15 protein-coding genes are annotated in these 19,729 nt (G+C 57.0%); 6 read left to right on the forward strand and 9 right to left on the reverse strand.

Translation table 11 applies throughout. From position 1 onward, the window contains the following. Positions 1-154: 154 nt before the first annotated feature. Entirely contained in the window at positions 155-601 is a 447-nt protein-coding gene (locus B5F35_RS14070; RefSeq protein ID WP_087242050.1) for a hypothetical protein, read from the reverse strand. A 194-nt stretch (positions 602-795) separates the two neighbouring features. On the opposite strand from B5F35_RS14070, the gene B5F35_RS14075 reads away from it, so the two are divergent. Beyond that, positions 796-1,605, forward strand: coding sequence for a sugar phosphate isomerase/epimerase family protein (locus tag B5F35_RS14075; protein ID WP_242969536.1), 810 nt, complete (start codon positions 796-798; stop codon positions 1,603-1,605). Here the strand turns inward: B5F35_RS14075 and purF are convergent. From purF to B5F35_RS14100, 5 genes are all read right to left on the reverse strand, one after another. Further along, complete coding sequence (gene purF / locus B5F35_RS14080) at positions 1,585-2,991, reverse strand: amidophosphoribosyltransferase (protein ID WP_087242052.1); 1,407 nt, start codon at positions 2,989-2,991, stop codon at positions 1,585-1,587. The genes B5F35_RS14075 and purF overlap by 21 nt on opposite strands. A gap of 79 nt (positions 2,992-3,070) precedes the next feature. Continuing rightward, a complete protein-coding gene (locus tag B5F35_RS14085; protein WP_206424052.1) occupies positions 3,071-4,804 on the reverse strand; it encodes an ammonium transporter in 1,734 nt (577 codons plus the stop codon). 337 nt (positions 4,805-5,141) lie between these two features. After that, on the reverse strand, positions 5,142-6,323 hold the full coding sequence (locus B5F35_RS14090; protein WP_087242055.1) for an LL-diaminopimelate aminotransferase: 1,182 nt from the start codon (positions 6,321-6,323) through the stop codon (positions 5,142-5,144). Between the two features lie 154 nt (positions 6,324-6,477). Next, complete coding sequence (gene carB / locus B5F35_RS14095) at positions 6,478-9,687, reverse strand: carbamoyl-phosphate synthase large subunit (RefSeq protein ID WP_087242057.1); 3,210 nt, start codon at positions 9,685-9,687, stop codon at positions 6,478-6,480. Next, positions 9,678-10,784, reverse strand: coding sequence for a carbamoyl phosphate synthase small subunit (locus B5F35_RS14100; RefSeq protein WP_087242059.1), 1,107 nt, complete (start codon positions 10,782-10,784; stop codon positions 9,678-9,680). The genes carB and B5F35_RS14100 overlap by 10 nt, the downstream gene beginning before the upstream one ends. Positions 10,785-11,175: 391 nt before the next feature. On the opposite strand from B5F35_RS14100, the gene purC reads away from it, so the two are divergent. The 5 genes from purC (at position 11,176) to B5F35_RS14125 (ending at position 17,376) form a co-directional block, all read left to right on the forward strand. Further along, on the forward strand, positions 11,176-11,886 hold the full coding sequence (gene purC, locus B5F35_RS14105; RefSeq protein ID WP_087242061.1) for a phosphoribosylaminoimidazolesuccinocarboxamide synthase: 711 nt from the start codon (positions 11,176-11,178) through the stop codon (positions 11,884-11,886). A 57-nt stretch (positions 11,887-11,943) separates the two neighbouring features. Continuing rightward, entirely contained in the window at positions 11,944-13,248 is a 1,305-nt protein-coding gene (locus tag B5F35_RS14110; RefSeq protein ID WP_087242063.1) for a glutamine synthetase family protein, read from the forward strand. A gap of 45 nt (positions 13,249-13,293) precedes the next feature. Next, entirely contained in the window at positions 13,294-13,860 is a 567-nt protein-coding gene (locus B5F35_RS14115; RefSeq protein ID WP_087242065.1) for an ANTAR domain-containing response regulator, read from the forward strand. Positions 13,861-13,992: 132 nt separating this feature from the next. Beyond that, positions 13,993-16,077, forward strand: coding sequence for a glutamine synthetase III family protein (locus tag B5F35_RS14120; RefSeq protein ID WP_087242067.1), 2,085 nt, complete (start codon positions 13,993-13,995; stop codon positions 16,075-16,077). A 210-nt stretch (positions 16,078-16,287) separates the two neighbouring features. Beyond that, positions 16,288-17,376, forward strand: coding sequence for a polysaccharide deacetylase family protein (locus B5F35_RS14125; protein ID WP_242969537.1), 1,089 nt, complete (start codon positions 16,288-16,290; stop codon positions 17,374-17,376). A gap of 18 nt (positions 17,377-17,394) precedes the next feature. Here B5F35_RS14125 and B5F35_RS14130 read toward each other — a convergent pair whose 3' ends face one another. The 3 genes from B5F35_RS14130 to B5F35_RS18775 are packed head-to-tail and all read right to left on the reverse strand — an operon-like array spanning position 17,395 to position 19,458. After that, on the reverse strand, positions 17,395-18,387 hold the full coding sequence (locus B5F35_RS14130; protein ID WP_087242069.1) for a uroporphyrinogen decarboxylase family protein: 993 nt from the start codon (positions 18,385-18,387) through the stop codon (positions 17,395-17,397). Between the two features lie 56 nt (positions 18,388-18,443). After that, positions 18,444-19,109: a uroporphyrinogen decarboxylase family protein gene (locus B5F35_RS14135; protein ID WP_162611435.1), complete on the reverse strand. Its 666-nt coding sequence runs from the start codon at positions 19,107-19,109 to the stop codon at positions 18,444-18,446. Further along, positions 19,042-19,458, reverse strand: coding sequence for a hypothetical protein (locus tag B5F35_RS18775; protein ID WP_162611436.1), 417 nt, complete (start codon positions 19,456-19,458; stop codon positions 19,042-19,044). Before B5F35_RS18775 ends, B5F35_RS14135 begins: the two co-directional genes overlap by 68 nt. Positions 19,459-19,729: the final 271 nt, after the last annotated feature.

Here is a 19,729-nt window from a genome sequence, read left to right on the forward strand (position 1 = left end):
TTCTGCATTCTTTACCAGCATTTTTATCACCCCAAACTCATTATACCGCATTTTCTCCCTTTATACGAGAAAAAGGCCACCAATCGGTGACCTTTTTCGACAGGCTGGGCACATGGATGAAATCCATGTGCCGCAGTAATGTTTTCGTTCACTTTTAAAGAAAAGCCTTGAGCTCTTCAACTGTCTGCTGCTGGGCAGAGAGAAATTCCTCTGCCAGCGCGCGGGCCTGCCCGTCCGCGTGCGCCAGATCGTGCATGCATTTGGTCAGGCTGACAATGCCCATTGTGGTGCCGTTGATGGTCAGCTCGGCCAGGTGGGAGGAGCTGGTGTTGGTGAGGGTGCTCATCTGCACGGAGCCCCAGAGCATCGCCTTTTGCAGAGCCGGGCCGGGTTCGGGGCGCAGCCCTTTTTTCTCCATCAGGTTTCTTGCGCGATCCGCAAGCTTGCGGTAGCTTTGTTCCTGCCGTTCCAGTTTGCCGCGCAATGCGCTGTCCTCCGCCTTGGAAATTACCAGCTCCATCGCTTCCACTCCCATGGCGGCGGTGCGGGACAGTTCGCCCAGCAATTCTTCGTCGGCGTTTTCCGTCTTTTTGGTTTCCATATGACACTCTCCTTTTTCGCAGAATATCCATAGTATATCCCGGAGAGTTCTTTTCATTTGCACACGGTGCTGTTTTTCTTGCAAACGCCGTGCAAAAATAGTAAAGTGATAAAAAGAAGATTCCGATTCTGTCTGAAAAGCGCTGGCATTCCGGCGCGGGGCAGATCGGGAGGATGGAGGCTCAGAAGGAAACCATGAGAACCGGAATCTCAACCGCATGTCTGTATCCGATGGAAATTGAAAAGTCGCTGGATCTTCTTCTTTCCATGGATTTCAGGCTGTTTGAACTTTTTATCAATACCAGCAGCGAGCTGGATCCCGCCTTTGTCCGAATGCTCCGGACGCGCCTGGAGGAGACAGGAGCACAGGTGAAATCCCTGCATCCGTTTACCTCCGGCTTTGAGGGGACACTGTTTTTCTCCGAATACCTGCGCCGTGTGGAGGACGGACTGGAATTTTACAAACGGTATTTTGAAGCGGCCGGAATGTTAGGCGCGAAGCTCCTCGTCCTGCATGGGCAGCGCGGCTACCGGGAAGGAAAGATCACGGAGGAAGAGTATCTGGAACGCTATCTGCGTTTGTACCGTTTGGGACAAAGATTTGGAATCGCCGTCGCGCAGGAGAACGTCAACCAGTTCCGCAGTGAGGATCCTGAGTTTATTGCCCGGATGCGCGGACAGCTTGGCGAAGAATGCGCCTTCGTGTTCGATATCAAACAGGCGGTGCGGGCAGGCAAGGACCCCTTTGCCATGTGCCGCGCGATGGGGGAGCGCCTGATACATGTACACATCAACGATAACGCTCCCGGCGCGGATTGCCTTCTGCCGGGGTGCGGTACGATGGCGTATGAGAAGCTGCTTGATTTGCTGCGGGATTCCTCATATGCGGGCGATCTGATCATCGAAGTATACCGCAAGAATTTTGGGGAGCCGCATGAGCTGTTTGCTGCGAGGGAACGGGTGGAATCGCTGTGCCGTTCTTTTTCAGAGCGCGTTTCCGGCTGAGATGGCCAGCCCGGCGCTTTCTCCGCATCCGAACAGCGGCGTGACGTAGGAGCCGGTGAAGCAGGCCCGGCACAGGGAATCTCCGCCGCAGGCCCCGCACAGCTCGCTGTCCGGCAGGAAGCGGAGAGAATCGGCTGCCAGCAGGCGGCAGAGCTCCTGCGGCGTGTGATTGGCGCTGGCCAGCTCCGCGCGGGTGGAAGTGTCCACCCCGTAGAAGCAGGGGAATTTCATCTCCGGGGATGCAATGCGCAGATGGACCTCGGCCGCGCCCGCTTCCCGCAGAAGCTGGACGATCCGCCGGGAGGTGGTACCGCGCACAAGGGAATCGTCGATGAGTACAACACGTTTTCCCTCCACCACAGGTTGGTTGGCGGAAAGCTTCATGCGCACGCCGGTATCGCGCAGTTTTTGGGTGGGCTGGATGAAGGTGCGGCCGGTGTATTTGTTTTTGATCAGTCCCATCTCATACGGCAGGCCCAGCTCCTCGCTGTAGCCCATGGCGGCGGAGAGGGAGGAGTCCGGCACGCCGACGACGATATCGGCAAACGTCCCGTTTTCTTCCAGCCAGGCAAGCCGCCGTCCCGTCTCCTTTCGCACGGCGTGGACGCTGCGTCCCTCCAACATGCTGTCGGGACGGGAAAAATAGATGTATTCCATGGCGCAGAGCCGGTGGGTGCATTCCTTCGTATAGAAGAACGATTCCGCGCCCGATGCGGAGAATTTCACAATCTCTCCCGGCGCGACGTCGCGCACAAACCTGGCGTTGATGACGCCGAAAGCACAGGTTTCGCTGCTCACACACCAGCTGCCCCCAGCCGTGCGGCCGATGGAGAGCGGACGGATCCCGTTTTTGTCCCGGATAGCGTACAGATTTTTTTCTGTCAGAATCAGAAAGCTGAACGCGCCCTCCAGACGGCGGCAGGCGGCTTCGATTTTTTCAAGCAGGCTGCCCGTTCCACCCTGGATCAGATGCAGGATGATCTCGCTGTCGCTGGTTCCCCGGAAAATGCTGCCCTTTTCCTCCAGCTCCCGGCGTAAGGGAGCGGCGTTGACGATCTGCCCATTGTGTACCACGGCCACACAGCCGAGGTAGGAGCGGGCGGCGAGCGGCTGCACATTCTCCAGTTCATTTCCGCCCGCTGTGGCATACCGCACATGGCCAATACAGCTGTGCCCCTTTAGCTCCTCCAATGTTTCGTGTCGGAACACCTCGGTCAGCAGGCCGCAGCCCTTGCGGCAGGTGATGTCCCGGCCGTCGGCGCAGGCGATTCCCGCACCCTCCTGGCCGCGGTGCTGAAGGGCATGCAGGCCGAAATAGGTTAACAGAGGGGCTTCCTCTTCCCGATACACACCGAACACACCACATTCCTCGTTGATCTTTCTCATCTTTGACTGGCTCCCTTTCTGTAAATTGAAACGGCGAAAAGCCCGGGCGTTGGCGTCCGGGCCTTTCTTTTTATTGGATTCAGTCCTCACCCTGGAGGGCGTCGAAGCCCTGCTCCCCGGTACGGATCCGAACCGTGTTTTCCACATGGTAAACAAAGATTTTGCCGTCGCCCACATGGCCGGTGTAGAGGGCCTTGCGTGCCGTTTCGATGACGGTTTCCACAGGCACCTTGCTCACCACTACCTCCACCTTTACCTTCGGCAGAAGTTTGGCGTCGTCCAGCTTGACACCGCGGTAGTAGGTATCGCGTCCCTTTTGCAGTCCGTAGCCAAGCACCTGCGTGACGGTCATACCGGTCACACCGATGGAGTTCATGGCGTCCTTCAGCTGCGAGAAGCTTTCCTGACGGCAGAGGATGGAAAGCTTGGTGAGCGTTGCATTTGTGGCGGCGGGCTGGATGGCGGGCGCCGCTGCTGCCGCTCCGCTCTCATGACCCTGCAGGAGAACGGAGGTGGCGTTCTCGGTCTCGCCGGTCAGCACCTGAGGCGGCATAGGCAGGAAGTCGGCATAGGAGCTGACGAGATTGTGCTCCGTGACGTCCAGGCCGCGGACTTCCTCCTCACGGCTGGCGCGCAGGCCGATGGTTTTCTTGATGATAGTAAACACAATCGTCATGGTAATGGCAACCCAGGCGATAACGGAAATTACACCGAGCAGCTGCGTGCCGAAGAACTGGAAGCCGCCGCCATAGAACAGGCCCAGGGGGTTGCCGTTGTCGTCGGTGAGATAGTAGGCAAACAGGCCGGTCAGCAGGGTACCGGTTGCGCCGCAGAAGCCGTGCACGCCAATCGCGCCGACCGGATCGTCGATTTTGAGCACCTTGTCGACAAACTCAATGCCAAAGACGACAACAAAAGCGGCAATCAGGCCAATGAAGAACGCGCCCGCGGGGGTTACCGCGTCGCAGCCTGCCGTGATGGCGACAAGCCCGGCCAGGGAGCCGTTCAGTGTCATAGAGACGTCAGGCTTTTTGTAGCGGATCCAGGTGATGATCATGACGGCGACCGTCGCGGTGGCAGCGGCAAGGTTTGTGGTGAAGAAGATGCGTCCGGCGGCGGTCATGCTCTCATCGCTGGAAACGGAGATGGTGGAGCAGCCGTTGAAGCCAAACCAGCAGAACCAGAGAATAAACACGCCAAGAGCGCCAAGCGTCAGGCTGTGGCCGGGGATCGCGCGGGGCTTGCCGTCCTTGTCATACTTGCCGATGCGGGGCCCGAGGATCTTCGCACCCACCAGAGCGGCCACGCCGCCAACCATATGCACGGCTGTGGAGCCCGCGAAATCATGGAAGCCCAACTGAGCGAGCCAGCCGCCGCCCCAGATCCAGTGGCCGGAGACGGGATAAATGAACGCGCTGATGACGGCGCTGTAGATGCAGTAGGAGATAAACTTGGTGCGCTCCGCCATGGCGCCGGAAACGATGGTGGCGGCGGTGGCGCAGAACACGGTCTGGAAAATCGCGTAGGCCCACAGCGGCACGGAGAGGCCAAGGAAGCTGTAGTCCTTCTGAATGAAGAAGTCGAGGCCGCCGATCAGCGCGCCGGAGCCCGCGAACATAAGGCCAAAACCGAAAAACCAGAAAATCGGGGTACCGATGGCAAAGTCCATCAGGTTTTTCATGATGATATTGCCGGCGTTCTTGGCTCGTGTAAATCCGGTCTCCACCATGGCGAAACCGGCCTGCATAAAGAACACCAGTGCCGCACCCAGCAGCACCCAGATGGTGTCAGCCGATGAAAAGCTCAGTCCCATTGAGAATCCCTCCAGAATTTGCAGAGTCAAACGCATGGCCATACATTCACAAACAAAAAGAAGGGTGCCGCGGTTTTCACCGCAGCACCCTTGCTTCATGTCTGTATTATAGCGCGCAGAGAAAGAAAAGTCAATCGAATTTTTGCAAGAAATACCACATGAAAATGCAAAAACGAAATTGCACAGAACAAGGAAAGCTTGTATATATTTTACGAACTGTAAAAATTAGAAAATAAAAAACGAAAATCGCCCTGTTTTCGAGAAATCGAAGAACAGGGCAATCGTTCATAATGCAGCAATATATCAGATATAATTCAAAAATCCAAACGATGAAAAATCAGGCAAGGAGCTTTTTCAGGCGCTCCATAGCCTCCTGAGTGGCTTCAGGAGAACCGAACGCGGTCAAACGGAAGAAGCCTTCGCCGTTTTTGCCGAAGCCGCTGCCCGGCGTGCCGACCAAGTGCGCCTTTTCCAGCAGGAGGTCAAAAAATTCCCACGAACGCATTCCGTTCGGGCACTGCATCCAGATATAGGGGGAGTTTACACCGCCGACATGCCAGATTCCCAGATCGGTAAGTGTGCGAGAAATCAGAAGGGCGTTTTGGCGGTAGACCTCCAGGTTCTTCCGGCATCCCTCCATGCCCTCCGGCGTAAAGACAGCTGCCGCTGCGCGCTGTACGGGATAGGAGGCGCCGTTGAATTTCGTTGTCTGGCGGCGCAGCCAAAGTGCGCGCAGGGAAGCACCGCCGCGTTTCAGGTCGCCGGGGATCACCGTATAGCCGCAGCGCATTCCGGTGAAACCGGCTGTCTTGGAAAGGGAACAGAACTCAATGGCGCAGGTGCGCGCTCCCTCGATCTCAAAGATGCTGCGGGGAAGCTCCGGATCCTGCACGAAAGCTTCATAGGCAGCGTCAAAGAGCAGAACCGCGTCCTGTGCGTTGGCATAGCGCACCCATTCTGTGAGCTGATCGCGGCTGTACACCGCGCCCGTCGGGTTGTTGGGGGAGCACAGATAGATAATGTCCGCTTTCTGGGTCGGATCGGGCATCGGCAGAAAACCGTTTTCGCGGTTGGCGTCCATGTAAACAATACGCCGTCCCGCCATCAGGTTGGTGTCCCGGTAAACAGGGTAGACGGGATCGGGAATCAGGACGGTATTATCCGCGTCAAACAGGTCGAGGATGTTTCCCACATCGCTCTTGGCTCCGTCCCCGATAAAAATATCGGCGGCGTCAAGGGTGACGCCGTAGGAGGCGTAATAGTTTTTTACAGCCTCCCGCAGAAAATCATAGCCCTGTTCCGGGCCGTAGCCGTGAAAGGTTTCCTTTTTGCCCTGTTCGTCGGCGGCTTCGTGCAGCGCCTGCACTGCCGCGTCACACAATGGAAGCGTGACATCTCCGATTCCCATGCGGATCACCTGGGCCTCCGGGTGCTCCGCCGTGTAGCGGGAAACGCGGTGCGCGATCTCCGAAAAAAGATAGCTTTCCTCCAGGGAAAGGTAATGTTCATTCAGCTTCATCGTATCGGTTCCTCCATCTTTCTTACGTTTTACCCTCATGCGTCAGCGGCAAACTTGATGCCATCCGTGATGGTGAGATTTACCGCACCCACAAGGGGCGCGAACTGCTGGCGTGCCGTTTCTTTCATTATTATAGCATAGTATAAAAGCGATATCATCCGTTTTTTGCGGGGGTGATTTTTGCAATATCCAACGGAACCAGATCCTCCTCGCGGAAATTCCGGCCGAGAATAGATGCAAGGGCTGCCGCCGTATCGAGAGCCGTCAGACAGGGGATCCCCAGCTCGACTGCTTTGCGGCGGATCTTCACACTGTCGCGCGCCGGAATACGCCCCTTGGCGGAGGTGGAGAGGATGCAGCCGATTTTTCCGCTTTCCAGAAGCGTCATTGTGTTTTCCTTCGCCTCATGGATTTTCTGTACGGTTTCCACTGTCAGTCCTGCTTCGCGCAGGATATTGGCTGTGCCCTGCGTGGCGTAGAGCGGGAAGCCGAGGGCGGCGAAAGCAGCGGCAATCGGCGCGATTTCGCCCTTGTCGGAATCCCGTACCGTCACCAGCAGGCCTTTCCCGGTTTCGATCCGGTAGCCCGCGGCGATCAGCCCTTTGTAAAGGGCTTCCTCCATGGTGGGCGCGATGCCGAGCACCTCGCCCGTGGATTTCATCTCCGGGCCGAGCTGGGTATCCACCCCGCCGAGCTTCTCAAAGGAGAACACAGGAACTTTGACCGCGTGATAGGCGGCGGGGGCAGCCAGGCCGGTGCCGTATCCCATGTGGGACAGCTTTTCACCCAGCATAGCGCGCACGGCCAGCTCCACCAGCGGGATCCCCGTCACCTTGCTGATGTAGGGGATAGTGCGCGAGGAGCGCGGGTTTGCTTCGATGACATAGATTTTTCCTTCATGGATGACGTACTGGATGTTGACCAATCCTTTGACTCCAAGGGACAGAGCCAGCCTTTTCGAGAAGTCCACAAGCTGGCGGGTCAGTCCCTCGCTCAGATTCCATGCCGGATAGACGGCGATGGAGTCGCCCGAGTGGATTCCGGCGCGCTCAATGTGCTCCATGATGCCGGGAATCAGCACATCCTCGCCGTCGCATACCGCGTCCACCTCCACCTCGGTTCCCATCAGGTATTTGTCAATGAGAACATCCGCGTCCGGGTTGGCTGTGATGATGACATTCATATATTCCCGGATGTCGTTATCCGTAAACGCGATGATCATATTCTGTCCGCCGAGCACGTAGCTGGGACGCATTAGGACGGGATAACCGAGCTCATGGGCGGCTTGGAGCGCTTCCTGTTCGGTGAGAACGGAGCGCCCCGATGGGCGGCTGATTCCCAGTTCTTCCAATAGCGCGTCAAAGCGTCCGCGATCCTCCGCGAGATCGATCCCGTCCGGTTGTGTGCCAAGGATTGGCACGCCCGCCGCCGCGAGGGGTTTGGTCAGCTTGATGGCTGTTTGTCCGCCGAAGGCCACGACCACGCCCACAGGCTTTTCCAGCTCCACAATGCGCAGAGCATCCTCTGCCGTGAGCGGATCAAAGTAGAGACGGTCAGCGGTGTTGAAGTCGGTGGAGACGGTTTCAGGGTTATTGTTGACGATGGCCACCTCGTATCCCGCGCGCTTGAGCGCCATAACGCAGTGGACGGAGGCGTAGTCGAATTCAATTCCCTGGCCGATGCGGATGGGGCCGGAGCCGAACACCAGCACCACAGGTTTCCCGCTGGCTTTCCGTTTTAGGAATGGCAGGGCTTCATCTTCCTCGCCGGGGGAGGAATAGAAGTACGGCGTTTCCGCTTCAAACTCCGCGCCGCAGGTGTCGACCATCTTGCAGGAAGCGGGCAGGGCAAGCGGGGGCTCCTGACCGGAAAGACGGCGCACTGCGCTGTCCGGGAAGCCAAGCAGCTTGGCTGTGCGGTACAGTTCTTCCGTCAGTGGCTCGTCCCGCAGGGCGCGTTCCATCGCCGCCAGATTCCACAGCTTCGCGAGGAACCATTCGTCAATCTTGGTTTGGCGGTGCAGTTCACCGATCGGCGTGCCGCGGCGCAGTGCTTCATAAACAGCAAAAATGCGCTCATCATCCTGCGCGTGGATTTTCTTTTTCAGCTCCTCCTCCGTCAAGGATGCAAGCTTCGGCATAGCGAGTGTGTCCAGTGAAACCTCCGCGCCGCGCACCGCCTTCATCATGGCCTGTTCAAAGCTGCGGCCGATGGCCATGACCTCGCCGGTTGCTTTCATCTGCGTGCCCAGACGGCGGCATCCATAGATGAATTTGTCAAAGGGCCACTTCGGGAACTTGACCACCACATAATCGAGCGCGGGTTCAAAGCAGGCCGCCGTCTTGCCGGTGATCTCGTTCGGAATCTCGTCGAGCGTCAGGCCGACGGCGATTTTGGCGGCGACGCGCGCGATCGGGTAGCCGGTCGCCTTGGAGGCCAGAGCTGAGGAGCGGGATACGCGCGGGTTGACCTCAATCACGGCATACCGGAAGCTTTCCGGGTCGAGGGCAAACTGGCAGTTGCAGCCTCCCTCGATGCCAAGGGAGGAGATAATGTTGAGAGCGGCGGTACGCAGCATCTGATATTCGCGGTCCGCCAGTGTCAAAGCCGGGGCGGCGACGATGGAATCGCCTGTGTGGATGCCCACGGGATCCAGGTTTTCCATGGAGCAGACGGTGATCACGTTTCCGGCTCCGTCGCGCATTACCTCAAATTCAATCTCCTTCCAGCCGGAAACGCATTTTTCCACCAGAATCTGATGGATGGGGGAAAGGCGCAGGCCGTTCGCGGCGATCGCGGAAAGTTCCTTTCCGTTCCCGGCGATACCGCCGCCGGTGCCGCCAAGTGTGAAGGCAGGGCGCACAATGACGGGATAGGAGATGAACTCCGCGAACGAGAGAGCATCTTCCACCTCAGTGACTACACGGGAGGGAATCACCGGTTCGCCGATGGATTCCATCGTCTCTTTGAACAGCTCGCGATCCTCCGCCTTCTCGATCGTTTCCAACTTTGCCCCAAGCAGCTCCACTCCCTGTTCCTGCAAAAAGCCCTCGCGGGCAAGCTGCATGGAAAGCGTCAGGCCTGTCTGCCCGCCGAGGGTGGAGAGCAGGCCGTCCGGCTTTTCCCGGCGGATGATTTCGCGCAGGGAGGAAAGTGTCAGCGGCTCCACGTAGACCTCGTCCGCGATAGCTCCGTCCGTCATGATGGTGGCTGGATTGGAGTTGACGAGGACAACATTCAGCCCTTCCTCGCGCAGTGCGCGGCAGGCCTGCGTTCCGGCATAATCAAATTCCGCGGCCTGGCCGATCACAATCGGGCCGGAGCCGACGACAAGAACTTTCTTGAGGTGTTGTTTCAGCGGCATGAGAATCCCTCGCTTTCCGAATGATGGACGAGTTTGAGAAAATCGTCAAACAGATAGGCGGTGTCGTGCGGGCCCGCGCAGGCTTCTGGGTGAAACTGGACGGAAAAGGCGGGCGCGTCGCGGTAGACGATTCCCTCGCAGGTACCGTCGTTGCAGTTCAGAAAGCGCAGGGACGCGCAGTCCGGCAGGCTGTCCGGGCGGACGGTGTAGCCGTGGTTCTGGCTGGTGATGGAGACGCGTCCCGTCTCGTTATCTTTGACGGGCTGGTTGGCGCCGCGATGGCCGAACGGAAGCTTTTCCGTCTGCGCGCCGCGCGAGAGTGCCATCAGCTGATGCCCGAGACAGACGCCCATCATCGGGATTTTCGCCGCAAAGAGACGCGCTGTTTCCTGAATGACCGCTGTGTTGTCGGCGGGATCGCCGGGGCCGTTGGAAAGGAGCACTCCCTGCGGATGCAGCGCCAGAATCTGCTCCGCCGTAAAGAAGGAGGGAACCGCTGTCACCCGGCAGCCGCGCCGGACCAGCTCACGGATCAGATTCTGCTTGGCTCCAAAGTCCCACAGGACAATATGGGTTTCCCCCTCCCCAAAGCGTTCCGGTTCCCGGCGCGTGACCAGCGGCACGGGGGGTTCCGGACGTGTGTTCCGCAGTGCCTGGATGGTTTCCTTGGAGTAAGGGGGAGGAGTCAGAGTCAAAAGGCCGTTCATGGAGCCATGATCGCGCAGGCGGCGTGTCAGGGCGCGTGTGTCGATTCCGTACAGCCCCGGAATTCCCTTTCCTTTTAAAAAGGCGTCGAGATCCCCCTCATTGCGAAAGTTGGAGGGAACCCGGCACCATTCTTTTACCACATAAGCTGTAAGCCGCGGGCGGCTGCTTTCAAAATCCTCGGGGATGATTCCGTAATTTCCGATGAGCGGAAAGGTCTGCACCACGATCTGCCCGCAGTAGCTGGGATCGGTGAGAGTCTCCAGATACCCCGTCATGGCGGTGGTGAAAACGACTTCGCCGGAAATACCGCTGTTTGCAGGCTGTGCGCCGAAGCTTTTTCCTTCAAACCATTCTCCGTTTTCCAGCAGAAGATAAATTGGCTGTTCCATGGCGTTCCCTCCTGTGCCGGGCAAGGCGGCTGTGCGCGCCCGGAAAAATACATAAAGAAAAAGACGTCCCCAGGCCGCTTTGTGGAAAGCGGTCTGCGAACGCCTTTGTTCATCGCGAAGCATTATATCACTTTGCAGGAAAAAGATCAAGATCCTGCAAGATGGCATTTTTGAAATTTCAGAAGAAGAGACGATTCCGCAAAAGAAAATCCCGCGATTTTACAGCAAAGTATAAAATCTGCGCACTTTGCGCGGATCGGCTTGACAGACGCACCGGAACGCGGTAAAATAACAATCGTAAACAGCAAGGGCGCTGCGGGGTACATACTTCCGTAGTGCCCTTTGTGGATCAACTACGGAAATTTGCCGCAGGAAGAGAGGATTTTGAATCATGGAAAAACTGGAACTGCTTTATGAAGGAAAAGCAAAGAAGGTATTCAAAACGGACCGCCCGGATGTTTATCTCGTCCAGTATAAGGACGACGCCACCGCAGGAAACGGCGCAAAGCGCGGGACGATTCGCGGCAAGGGCGCGGTCAACAATCAGGTGACGAACCATCTGATGAAGTTCCTGGAGAGCAAGGGGATCCCGACCCACCTGGTGGAGGAGCTTTCCGAGACGGAAACCCTCGTCAAAAAGGTGCAGATCGTTCCGCTGGAGGTCATTGTCCGCAATGTTGCCGCAGGCAGCCTTGCCAAGCGTCTCGGCATGGAAGAGGGTACCAAGCTCAATTGCACCGTGCTGGAGTACTGCTATAAGGACGATGCGCTGGGCGATCCGCTGGTGAATGATTACCACATCGCCGCTCTGGGCGCCGCCACCCCCGAGGAGCTGCGTCAGATTGCGGATTACAGCATGAAGATCAACAAAGAGCTGGGCGAGTACCTCAAGACCGCCGGCATCGAGCTGATTGACTTCAAGCTGGAATTCGGCCGCGATGTGAACGGCAGCATTATTCTGGCCGACGAGATCAGCCCCGATACCTGCCGTTTCTGGGACGTCAAGACGCATGCCCACCTCGACAAGGATCTGTTCCGCCGCGATCTCGGCGGTGAGGAAGAGGCCTACCGCGAGGTCATGCACCGACTGCTGGGCAAATAAGATTTGTCAGAAGCGGGGACGCGCCGGAGCGCGGCCCACGAAAGGAGAGCGAGTCCGATGACACAGGGAATTTCGGATATTCTGCAATTTGTGGAGGAAAACGATGTCAAGTTTATCCGGCTGGCATTTTGCGATATCTTCGGCGTTCAGAAAAACATCGCCATTTTGTCGTCGTATCTCGAACACGCCTTTGAAAAAGGTGTTTCCTTTGACGCTTCCGCCATTCCGGGCTTCGGCAATGTGACGGAGTCCGATCTGTTCCTGTTTCCGGATCCCGATACGCTGACGATTTTCCCGTGGAGACCCTCGGAGGGCTGTGTGGCCCGCTTCTACTGCACCATCCGGTATCCGGACGGCAGGCCCTTTGAGGGGGACGCCCGTTTCCTGCTCCGGCAGGCCGAGCGCAAAGCGATGGAGCAGGGGATTTCTTTCCAGCTTGGCCCGGAATGTGAGTTTTACCTGTTTTCCACCGACGAGCGGGGAGAGCCCGTTCTCAAGCCGTATGACAAGGCGGGCTATTTCGATATGACGCCCCTCGATCATGGGGAGAACGTCCGCCGGAGCATCTGCCTGACCCTGGAGGAAATGGGCCTGCGCCCGGAGCGCTCCCATCACGAACAGGGACCTGGGCAGAATGAGGTGGATTTTCATCGCTCCGCCCCGCTTCAGGCGGCCGACAATCTCATGACGCTCCGCACGGCCGTGAAGGCTGTCGCGGCGCAGAACGGCCTGTTTGCCTCTTTCCTTCCCAAGCCGATTGAAAAGGAGAGCGGCAGCGGACTGCATTTCAACCTTTCCGCCTGGAAGGATGGAAAAAATCTGTTTGAGGACTTTTTGAGCGATCCGGATCCTCTGGCATCTTCCATGCTGGCCGGTATCCTGCGCCATATCCCGGCGATCACCGCGTTTGCGAATCCTCTGCCGGGCTCCTACCGGCGTCTCGGCAGCTTTGAAGCGCCGGCCGGCGTGGGCTGGTCGGCACAGAACCGCTCCCAGCTGGTTCGTCTCCCTGCCGCGCAGGGGGAGGATTCCCGCATGGAGGTGCGCTCGCCGGATCCGGCCTGCAATCCTTATGTGGTTGCCCTGCTTCTGATGGAAGCGGGACTCAGCGGCGTGCGGGACAATTTGCCGCTGCCGTCTCCTTCGGATTTCGACGGCTCGCTGACCCCTGCGGAGAAGCGTCTCCCGCAGACGCTGGGCGCGGCGATTGACGAGGCATGGAAGAGTGACTTTATCCATGCTGTGCTGCCGGAAAAATACCTTTCTCAGTATTTCGTTCAGAAGGGAAAGGAGTTTGAGGCATACCGGGCCGCGAATGACCCGTACCGCTACGAGATTGAGCGGTATTTCGATCGGATCTGAGAAACGGATCGGGCGGATTCCACCGCGATACGGGAGGGATGGACAATGGAGAGCGCTCTGATTGTGAGTGGGGAGAAAGCCCTTCCCGCCCTGACCTCGCTTCTCAAGGGCTGCGGCTGTTCCAAAACAGTCACGGCGGCCAGCGCGGGGGAGGCCCGCCGCAAAATGATGGAGCTTTCCCTCTCTCTGGTCCTGATTAACGCGCCGCTGCCGGATGAATTCGGCAGCGATCTGGCGGCTTCCCTGGCAGATGCCACCACGGCGGGGATTATCCTGGTTGCACCCGCGGTGCAGGCCGCCGACGTAGCCCTTCCGCTGGAAAACCTGGGAGTTTTCGTTTTGGAAAAACCGATCTCCCGTTCCGCTTTGGCGCAGGCGGTTCGTCTCATTTCCGTGTCCCGCAGAAGGATTGCGCAGCTTCAGAAAAAGAACGCGGAGCTGCTGCAAAAGCTGGACGATACCCGTCTGGCGTGCCGTGCGAAATGTCTTTTGGTCGAACGGCTGCATCTGACGGAGGACGAAGCGCACCATTGTCTGGAGCGCCGCGCGATGGATCTCCGGGTTTCCCGGAGAGAGGCCGCGCTGACGGTGATCCGGCAGTATGAGGATTAAATCTCGCTTCTCAAAAAACAACTGAATACAGGCAGCAAAGGCGCTGCGGTGCAAGGGGATTTTCCCCTTCCCGCGGCGCCTTTTTACATAGAAAAACAGGCCGCTTCGGCGGCGGACAGGAGAGTGTTTTGTATGAGCAGAGTCCCGGAATTGTTTGGAAGCCTTTCGTTTAACGAAGCGGTTATGCGCGACCGGCTTCCGAAGGATATTTTTCGCGCGCTGAAAAAGACGATGGAAGAGGGAAGTCCTCTGGCGCCTGGCGTGGCGAATGTCGTTGCGTCCGTGATGAAGGACTGGGCGATCGAGCATGGCGCGACCCATTTTACACACTGGTTCCAGCCAATGACGGGAGTCACGGCAGAGAAGCACGATTCCTTCCTTTCCCCGACCGGGGACGGGGCGGTGATCATGGAGTTCTCCGGCAAGGAGCTGACAAAGGGCGAGCCGGACGCTTCCTCCTTCCCATCGGGCGGCCTGCGCGCCACCTTTGAGGCCCGCGGTTATACCGCTTGGGATCCGACCTCCTATGCGTTCATCAAGGATAAGACGCTTTGTATTCCCACGGCGTTCTGTTCCTACACCGGAGAAATCCTGGACAAGAAAACGCCGCTTCTGCGCTCCATGGACGCGATCAGCCGTCAGGCCTGCCGCGTATTGAAGCTGTTTGGAAAAGATGTCCGCCGTGTCACCACTACCGTGGGCGCGGAGCAGGAATATTTCCTGATTGACAAGGAGGACTATGCGAAGCGTCTGGATCTGATCCTGAGCGGGCGCACGCTGTTCGGCGCGTCTTCCCCCAAAGGCCAGGAGCTGGAGGATCACTATTTTGGGTCCATCCGCCCGCGCGTGAAGGCTTTTATGGATGATCTGGACGAGGAACTCTGGAAGCTGGGCGTCGCCGCAAAAACGGAACATAACGAGGTGGCGCCGTGCCAGCACGAGATGGCTCCGGTCTTTTCCACCACGAACATTGCCACCGACCACAACCAGCTTGCCATGGAAATGATGAAGAAGGTGGCGGGACGCCATGGCTTTGTCTGTCTGCTGCACGAGAAGCCGTTTGAGGGAATCAACGGTTCCGGCAAGCACAACAACTGGTCCATTTCCACCGATACGGGAGAAAACCTTCTCGATCCCGGCAAGACACCGATCTCGAACGCGCAGTTCCTGCTGTTCCTCACGGCTGTGATTAAGGCGGTCGACGAGTACCAGGATCTGCTGCGCATTTCCGTGGCCAGTGCGGGCAACGATCACCGTCTCGGCGCGAACGAAGCACCGCCCGCTATTGTGTCAATGTATGTGGGCGACGATCTGGACGCGGTCATTGAGTCTCTCGTCTCCGGAAAGGATTGCGAGGGCTGTGAGGACAGCGCGAAAACGCCGCTTTCCGTTGGAGCGTCTGTTCTTCCTCCGATTCCGCTGGATAACTCCGATCGCAACCGCACTTCGCCTTTTGCGTTCACCGGCAACAAGTTTGAATTCCGTATGCCTGGCTCTTCCTTCAATATCGCATGCACCAACATTATGCTCAATACCGCCGTTGCGGAAGCGCTGCGCGTCTTTGCCGATGAACTGGAAGGAGCGGGGGACTTTGACACGGCCCTTGCCGCCCTGGTTCGCCGTGAACTGAGAACGCACCGCCGTATCATCTTCAACGGCAACGGCTACAGCAAGGAGTGGGAGGAGGAAGCAGCGCGGCGCGGTCTGCTGAACCTGCGTTCCACGCCGGATGCCCTGCCCCTCTATACCAGCGAGAAGAATGTTTCCCTTTTCACACGTCATGGTGTGTACACCGTTGAGGAAATGAAATCCCGCGAGGAGATTGGGTTGGAGGAATATGCCAAAACCATCCATATTGAAGCGGAAACCATGCTCCGCATGATTGGCCGTCAGATTCTTCCCGCCTGTGTGGAATATTCCGGAAAGGTGGCTTCCTCGGCTGCCGCCAAGGCTGGGATCGGGATCGATGCTCCGGCAGAGAAGAAGCTTGCCGGTGCGATCAGCGCGAAAACGGAAGAGCTGATACAGGCGCAGGAAGCCTTGCAGGGCAAAGAGCAGGGAACGCCGGAGGATGTGCATCTGGCGGCAGCCTATTGCCGTGCGGAAATTATCCCGGCCATGGAGAAGGCGAGAGCCGCGGCCGACGAGCTGGAACTGCTTGTCGGCAAGGAAAACTGGCCCTTCCCGGTCTATGAGGATATTCTGTTTTATGTCTGATAGCGCTTGAACAAAGCGATTTGGAATAACCAAAAAAGCGATGCTTTTGCAGACGGAAAAGTTCTGCAAAAAGCATCGCTTTTTGATATTTTACACACCCTTCATAAATCTCTGATTTGTAATATCCATGACAGGAATTTTACTGGAGTCTTATAGGGGGCAATGGTATAATGAAAACATGGAAATTGTCAGATTTTGGAGGCGGATCCCATGAAACGAAGGAGAAGAACAAGACATCTGCGCAATGTAATCCTGTCGCTCTCGGCGGTTGGACTGTTTTTGCTGTGCGCTGTCATTTTTTATGACGGCCTTTTGGATCCCGTCCTCTCAAATCGCGTGGAACCGGAGCATACAATTTCTGTTCCGGTTTCCGGGAGCTCGGTTCCTTCCTTGACGATTTCTTCCGCTGTTCCGGTTTCTCAGGAAGAATCAGAGCCGGTTTCCGAGGCACCCGAAAGCGAAGCGTCTGTTTCGGCAGCACTGCCCACCGCTCCTTCTTCCACGCCTGTCGTTTCCTCCGAAATGCCTCCTGTTTCCTCTCAACCGGTTCCCGTATCCTCTCAGCCCCAGAGCGAGCCGGTTCCTCCCGAGAGTGTTCCGCCGGTTTCGGTGCCGGAGAACGATCCATATCCGGAGCTGTATGTGACAAAACAGGAGTATGTGCCGCATGAAGCGGGGGATAAGGTGGTTTATCTCACCTTTGACGACGGCCCTTCGAACCTGACGCTCCCAGTCCTCGATGTGCTGGATCGCTATGGAATCAAAGCTACCTTCTTTGTGGTGGGAAAAACCTCCGAGGAAGATAAGGAGGCTCTGCGGGAAACCGTAAAGCGCGGCCATACCCTGGCGGTTCACACCTATACGCATGACTACGCAAGCATTTACGCTTCCCCCGAAGCGTATCTCAGCGACTTTTCCCGGATACGGAATCTGATTTACGATACCACCGGGGTCGAACCCACCATTTACCGCTATGCGGGCGGAAGCGTGAATGGCTACAACAAGGGTACAGCGCGCGCCATAGTGACAGAGATGGATCGGCGGGGTTATACTTATTATGACTGGAATGTCGATTCGGGCGACGCTCAGCATGGTGCCACAGCGGAATCCATCTACCGCAATGTGATTGATCAGACCTCGCGTCATGAAAAAGCGATTGTTCTGATGCACAACAGCGGAGCAAAAAAGGACACGCTCGATCAGCTTCCCCGCATCATTGAGAAGCTTCAGAGCATGGGCTACCGTTTTGCCGCCCTTGACGCGACGGTGGAACCCATCAATTTCCGTCTGCCGGACTGATGAAAACGTGGTGCGGTTTTATTCTGCCGTCGGGATCTCCGGGGGATAATGGCCATGCTGCCGCCACAGATCGATCATCCGCTCATAGCGTGCGAGCGGCATTCCGGTATAGGCGCAGTTCGAGGTAGCGAACACATAGCCTTTTCCGGCAGCCATCCCCTCGCGCAGGGAACGGAGCACGTCCGCGTCACATTCCTCGTCGGAGCCGGTTTGCAGCAGGGCACAGTTCACGTTGCCGATCAGGCAGATGTTTTCTCCTACGATTTTTCTTACCTCAGGAATGCTTACGCCGCCCTGCGGATCGAGCGAGTGGATGGCATCCGGCTTGCAGTCCGCGATCTGGCGGAGAATCGGCATGATGTTTCCGTCCGTATGTTTGATGGAGTAATAGCCCATTTCCCGGAAGCCGTCAATTACAGCGCGGAGCGTGGGCTGAATCAGCTCCTCAAATTGATCCGGGGTGAAAAACGGGTTGGTGTTCAGGCAGTAATCGGAGCACAGGCCGAAGCCGTCGAGCAGATGGCCGTGACGGTCAAGCCAGGAGGCGGCGCGCAGGATATCGTCCAGTCTCTTTTTCGATTCCTCGTCAAGTCCTTCGGGATCCTCGTACATGCGCACGGAGAACTCCATCATGTGGGTGCCGTCAGGAATGGCCCAGGTGGGATCGCCATGGAGCATCAGGAAGTATTCGTCTCCGGATATCTCGCGGATGGTCTCAAGAAGCTCCTGCGTTACGCTCATGTCGTCGGGATTTGGAAATTCATTCGGCTGGACGAAAATGGCGCTGTGGCCGTAGCGTTCCGCCGTCTGGATGTACAGCTGTGCCATATCGCGAATGTGCAGCTTCTGTTCGGTGCGGCTCATCTGTTTCCATTGGTCGAAGCGGCGCTGTGAAAAATGCAGCTTGCCGAAGGCTTCCATGGTGAGGAAAAAGACGAGCTCAAATGTCGGCACCTGGCCTCCGATTGGCTCACATTTAAGTGTGCGGGTAAATCGTTCTTTGTTGGTCATGGCTGTATTCTCCTTTATTTTGCGCCGGTCTTGAATTGGAAAACGGCGTCGATCGGTTAGGGAAGCGATGCTTCGTAGAGAGCTGCCAGGTTTTCCTGCTTCCAGTCCGAGGTGGAACCATTGCCCATCGTCAGCATAAAGCGGCCGTCCTGCCGTGTGAAGATACGGCGAAGGCGTGCGACCTCCTCCTTGACCTCGTCGGGGGAACCGAACGCCATCAGATATTGTACGTCAAATCCCGAGAGAATGCAGATCTTTCCGCCGTATTTTCTCGCGATCTCTTCCTCATCCATGGTGTTTTTCTGAATGGGATGGATTACATCCAGGCCGATCTCGATGAAATCCTCCAGGAAGGGCTCAATGTTGCCGCAGCTGTGCAGCCAGAAATGAGTGCCGAGCGCGTGCGCCTTTTCGATCAGCTGGCGATAGTAGGGCTTGAAAAATTCCCGGAAAATCTCCAGAGAGAAAAAGGGGCCGGTCTGCGTTCCAATATCATCGGAGACAAAAAAACCGTCCACATCCCATTTTTCTTTTGCCCGTTCCATACTTCTGAGGTAAAATGAGGTCAGGCGGGAAAAGAGACGGTGCACCTCCTCCGGATACAGCAGGAAATCCGTCAGCGCGTTTTCCATGCCGCGCAGCGACCACAGACGCTCAAAATAGCAGTACCACCAGCGGCCCAGAAGGTAGCGTCCATCCTTCTTTTTTTTCGCCCTCCACAAGAGCGGGCGATTCTGGGTCGGGAAAGGTGCGATAAAATTCTTCCGCGTCCTCCCAGTCCTCCAGCACGCTGCGGGCGTCCATGCCTCCCGTCTCATCGTACACGGTTCCAGGAGCTGCCCAGAAAAAGTCCGGGTCGCGGGGAGGGCCTTGCGTCATGCCCGGCATGGTAAGGAAGATTTCGTCCACATCGCACGGATACCGGCGGAACCATTGCTCACGCTTTGCGGGGTCTCCGCCGAATACGTTGTCCGCGATCCAAACATCGTACAGCAGGGGAATTCGCGGAGCAGCGCCCTTCCCCTCGATCACACGAGTTACCTCGTCGCGGCTCAGGTTCGCATATTGCATACTTTGAGCTCCTTTCGGAATCGAAATTCTCTAAGGTTGGGGATGTCCTTCCTGAAATGCACTCTCATCTTACTTGATTCTCTGGTAATTTTCAAGTTTTTTAGAAAATTTTATAGAATTTGGCGGTTGTGCCGCAGAAAGGTATTTTTTCTAAATAGGCAGGGAATGCACACAATTGTTTCGAGGATGAAAACACCATCCTTCTATGTGTGGAATTAACAGACGGGGTACTGTTTTCACACGGCACACGATACGAGATATATTGAAATGC

The sequence above is a fragment of the Anaeromassilibacillus sp. An200 genome (genome assembly GCF_002160025.1).
Lineage (GTDB): Bacteria > Bacillota > Clostridia > Oscillospirales > Acutalibacteraceae > Caccousia > Caccousia stercoris.

Excerpts from the sequence above, each read along its gene's own strand:
- B5F35_RS14070 (WP_087242050.1), bottom strand. The coding sequence starts at position 601 with ATGGAAACCAAAAAGACGGAAAACGCCGACGAAGAATTGCTGGGCGAA.
- B5F35_RS14075 (WP_242969536.1), top strand. The coding sequence starts at position 796 with ATGAGAACCGGAATCTCAACCGCATGTCTGTATCCGATGGAAATTGAA.
- purF (WP_087242052.1), bottom strand. The coding sequence starts at position 2,991 with ATGAGAAAGATCAACGAGGAATGTGGTGTGTTCGGTGTGTATCGGGAA.
- B5F35_RS14085 (WP_206424052.1), bottom strand. The coding sequence starts at position 4,804 with ATGGGACTGAGCTTTTCATCGGCTGACACCATCTGGGTGCTGCTGGGT.
- B5F35_RS14090 (WP_087242055.1), bottom strand. The coding sequence starts at position 6,323 with ATGAAGCTGAATGAACATTACCTTTCCCTGGAGGAAAGCTATCTTTTT.
- carB (WP_087242057.1), bottom strand. The coding sequence starts at position 9,687 with ATGCCGCTGAAACAACACCTCAAGAAAGTTCTTGTCGTCGGCTCCGGC.
- B5F35_RS14100 (WP_087242059.1), bottom strand. The coding sequence starts at position 10,784 with ATGGAACAGCCAATTTATCTTCTGCTGGAAAACGGAGAATGGTTTGAA.
- purC (WP_087242061.1), top strand. The coding sequence starts at position 11,176 with ATGGAAAAACTGGAACTGCTTTATGAAGGAAAAGCAAAGAAGGTATTC.
- B5F35_RS14110 (WP_087242063.1), top strand. The coding sequence starts at position 11,944 with ATGACACAGGGAATTTCGGATATTCTGCAATTTGTGGAGGAAAACGAT.
- B5F35_RS14115 (WP_087242065.1), top strand. The coding sequence starts at position 13,294 with ATGGAGAGCGCTCTGATTGTGAGTGGGGAGAAAGCCCTTCCCGCCCTG.
- B5F35_RS14120 (WP_087242067.1), top strand. The coding sequence starts at position 13,993 with ATGAGCAGAGTCCCGGAATTGTTTGGAAGCCTTTCGTTTAACGAAGCG.
- B5F35_RS14125 (WP_242969537.1), top strand. The coding sequence starts at position 16,288 with ATGAAACGAAGGAGAAGAACAAGACATCTGCGCAATGTAATCCTGTCG.
- B5F35_RS14130 (WP_087242069.1), bottom strand. The coding sequence starts at position 18,387 with ATGACCAACAAAGAACGATTTACCCGCACACTTAAATGTGAGCCAATC.
- B5F35_RS18775 (WP_162611436.1), bottom strand. The coding sequence starts at position 19,458 with ATGCAATATGCGAACCTGAGCCGCGACGAGGTAACTCGTGTGATCGAG.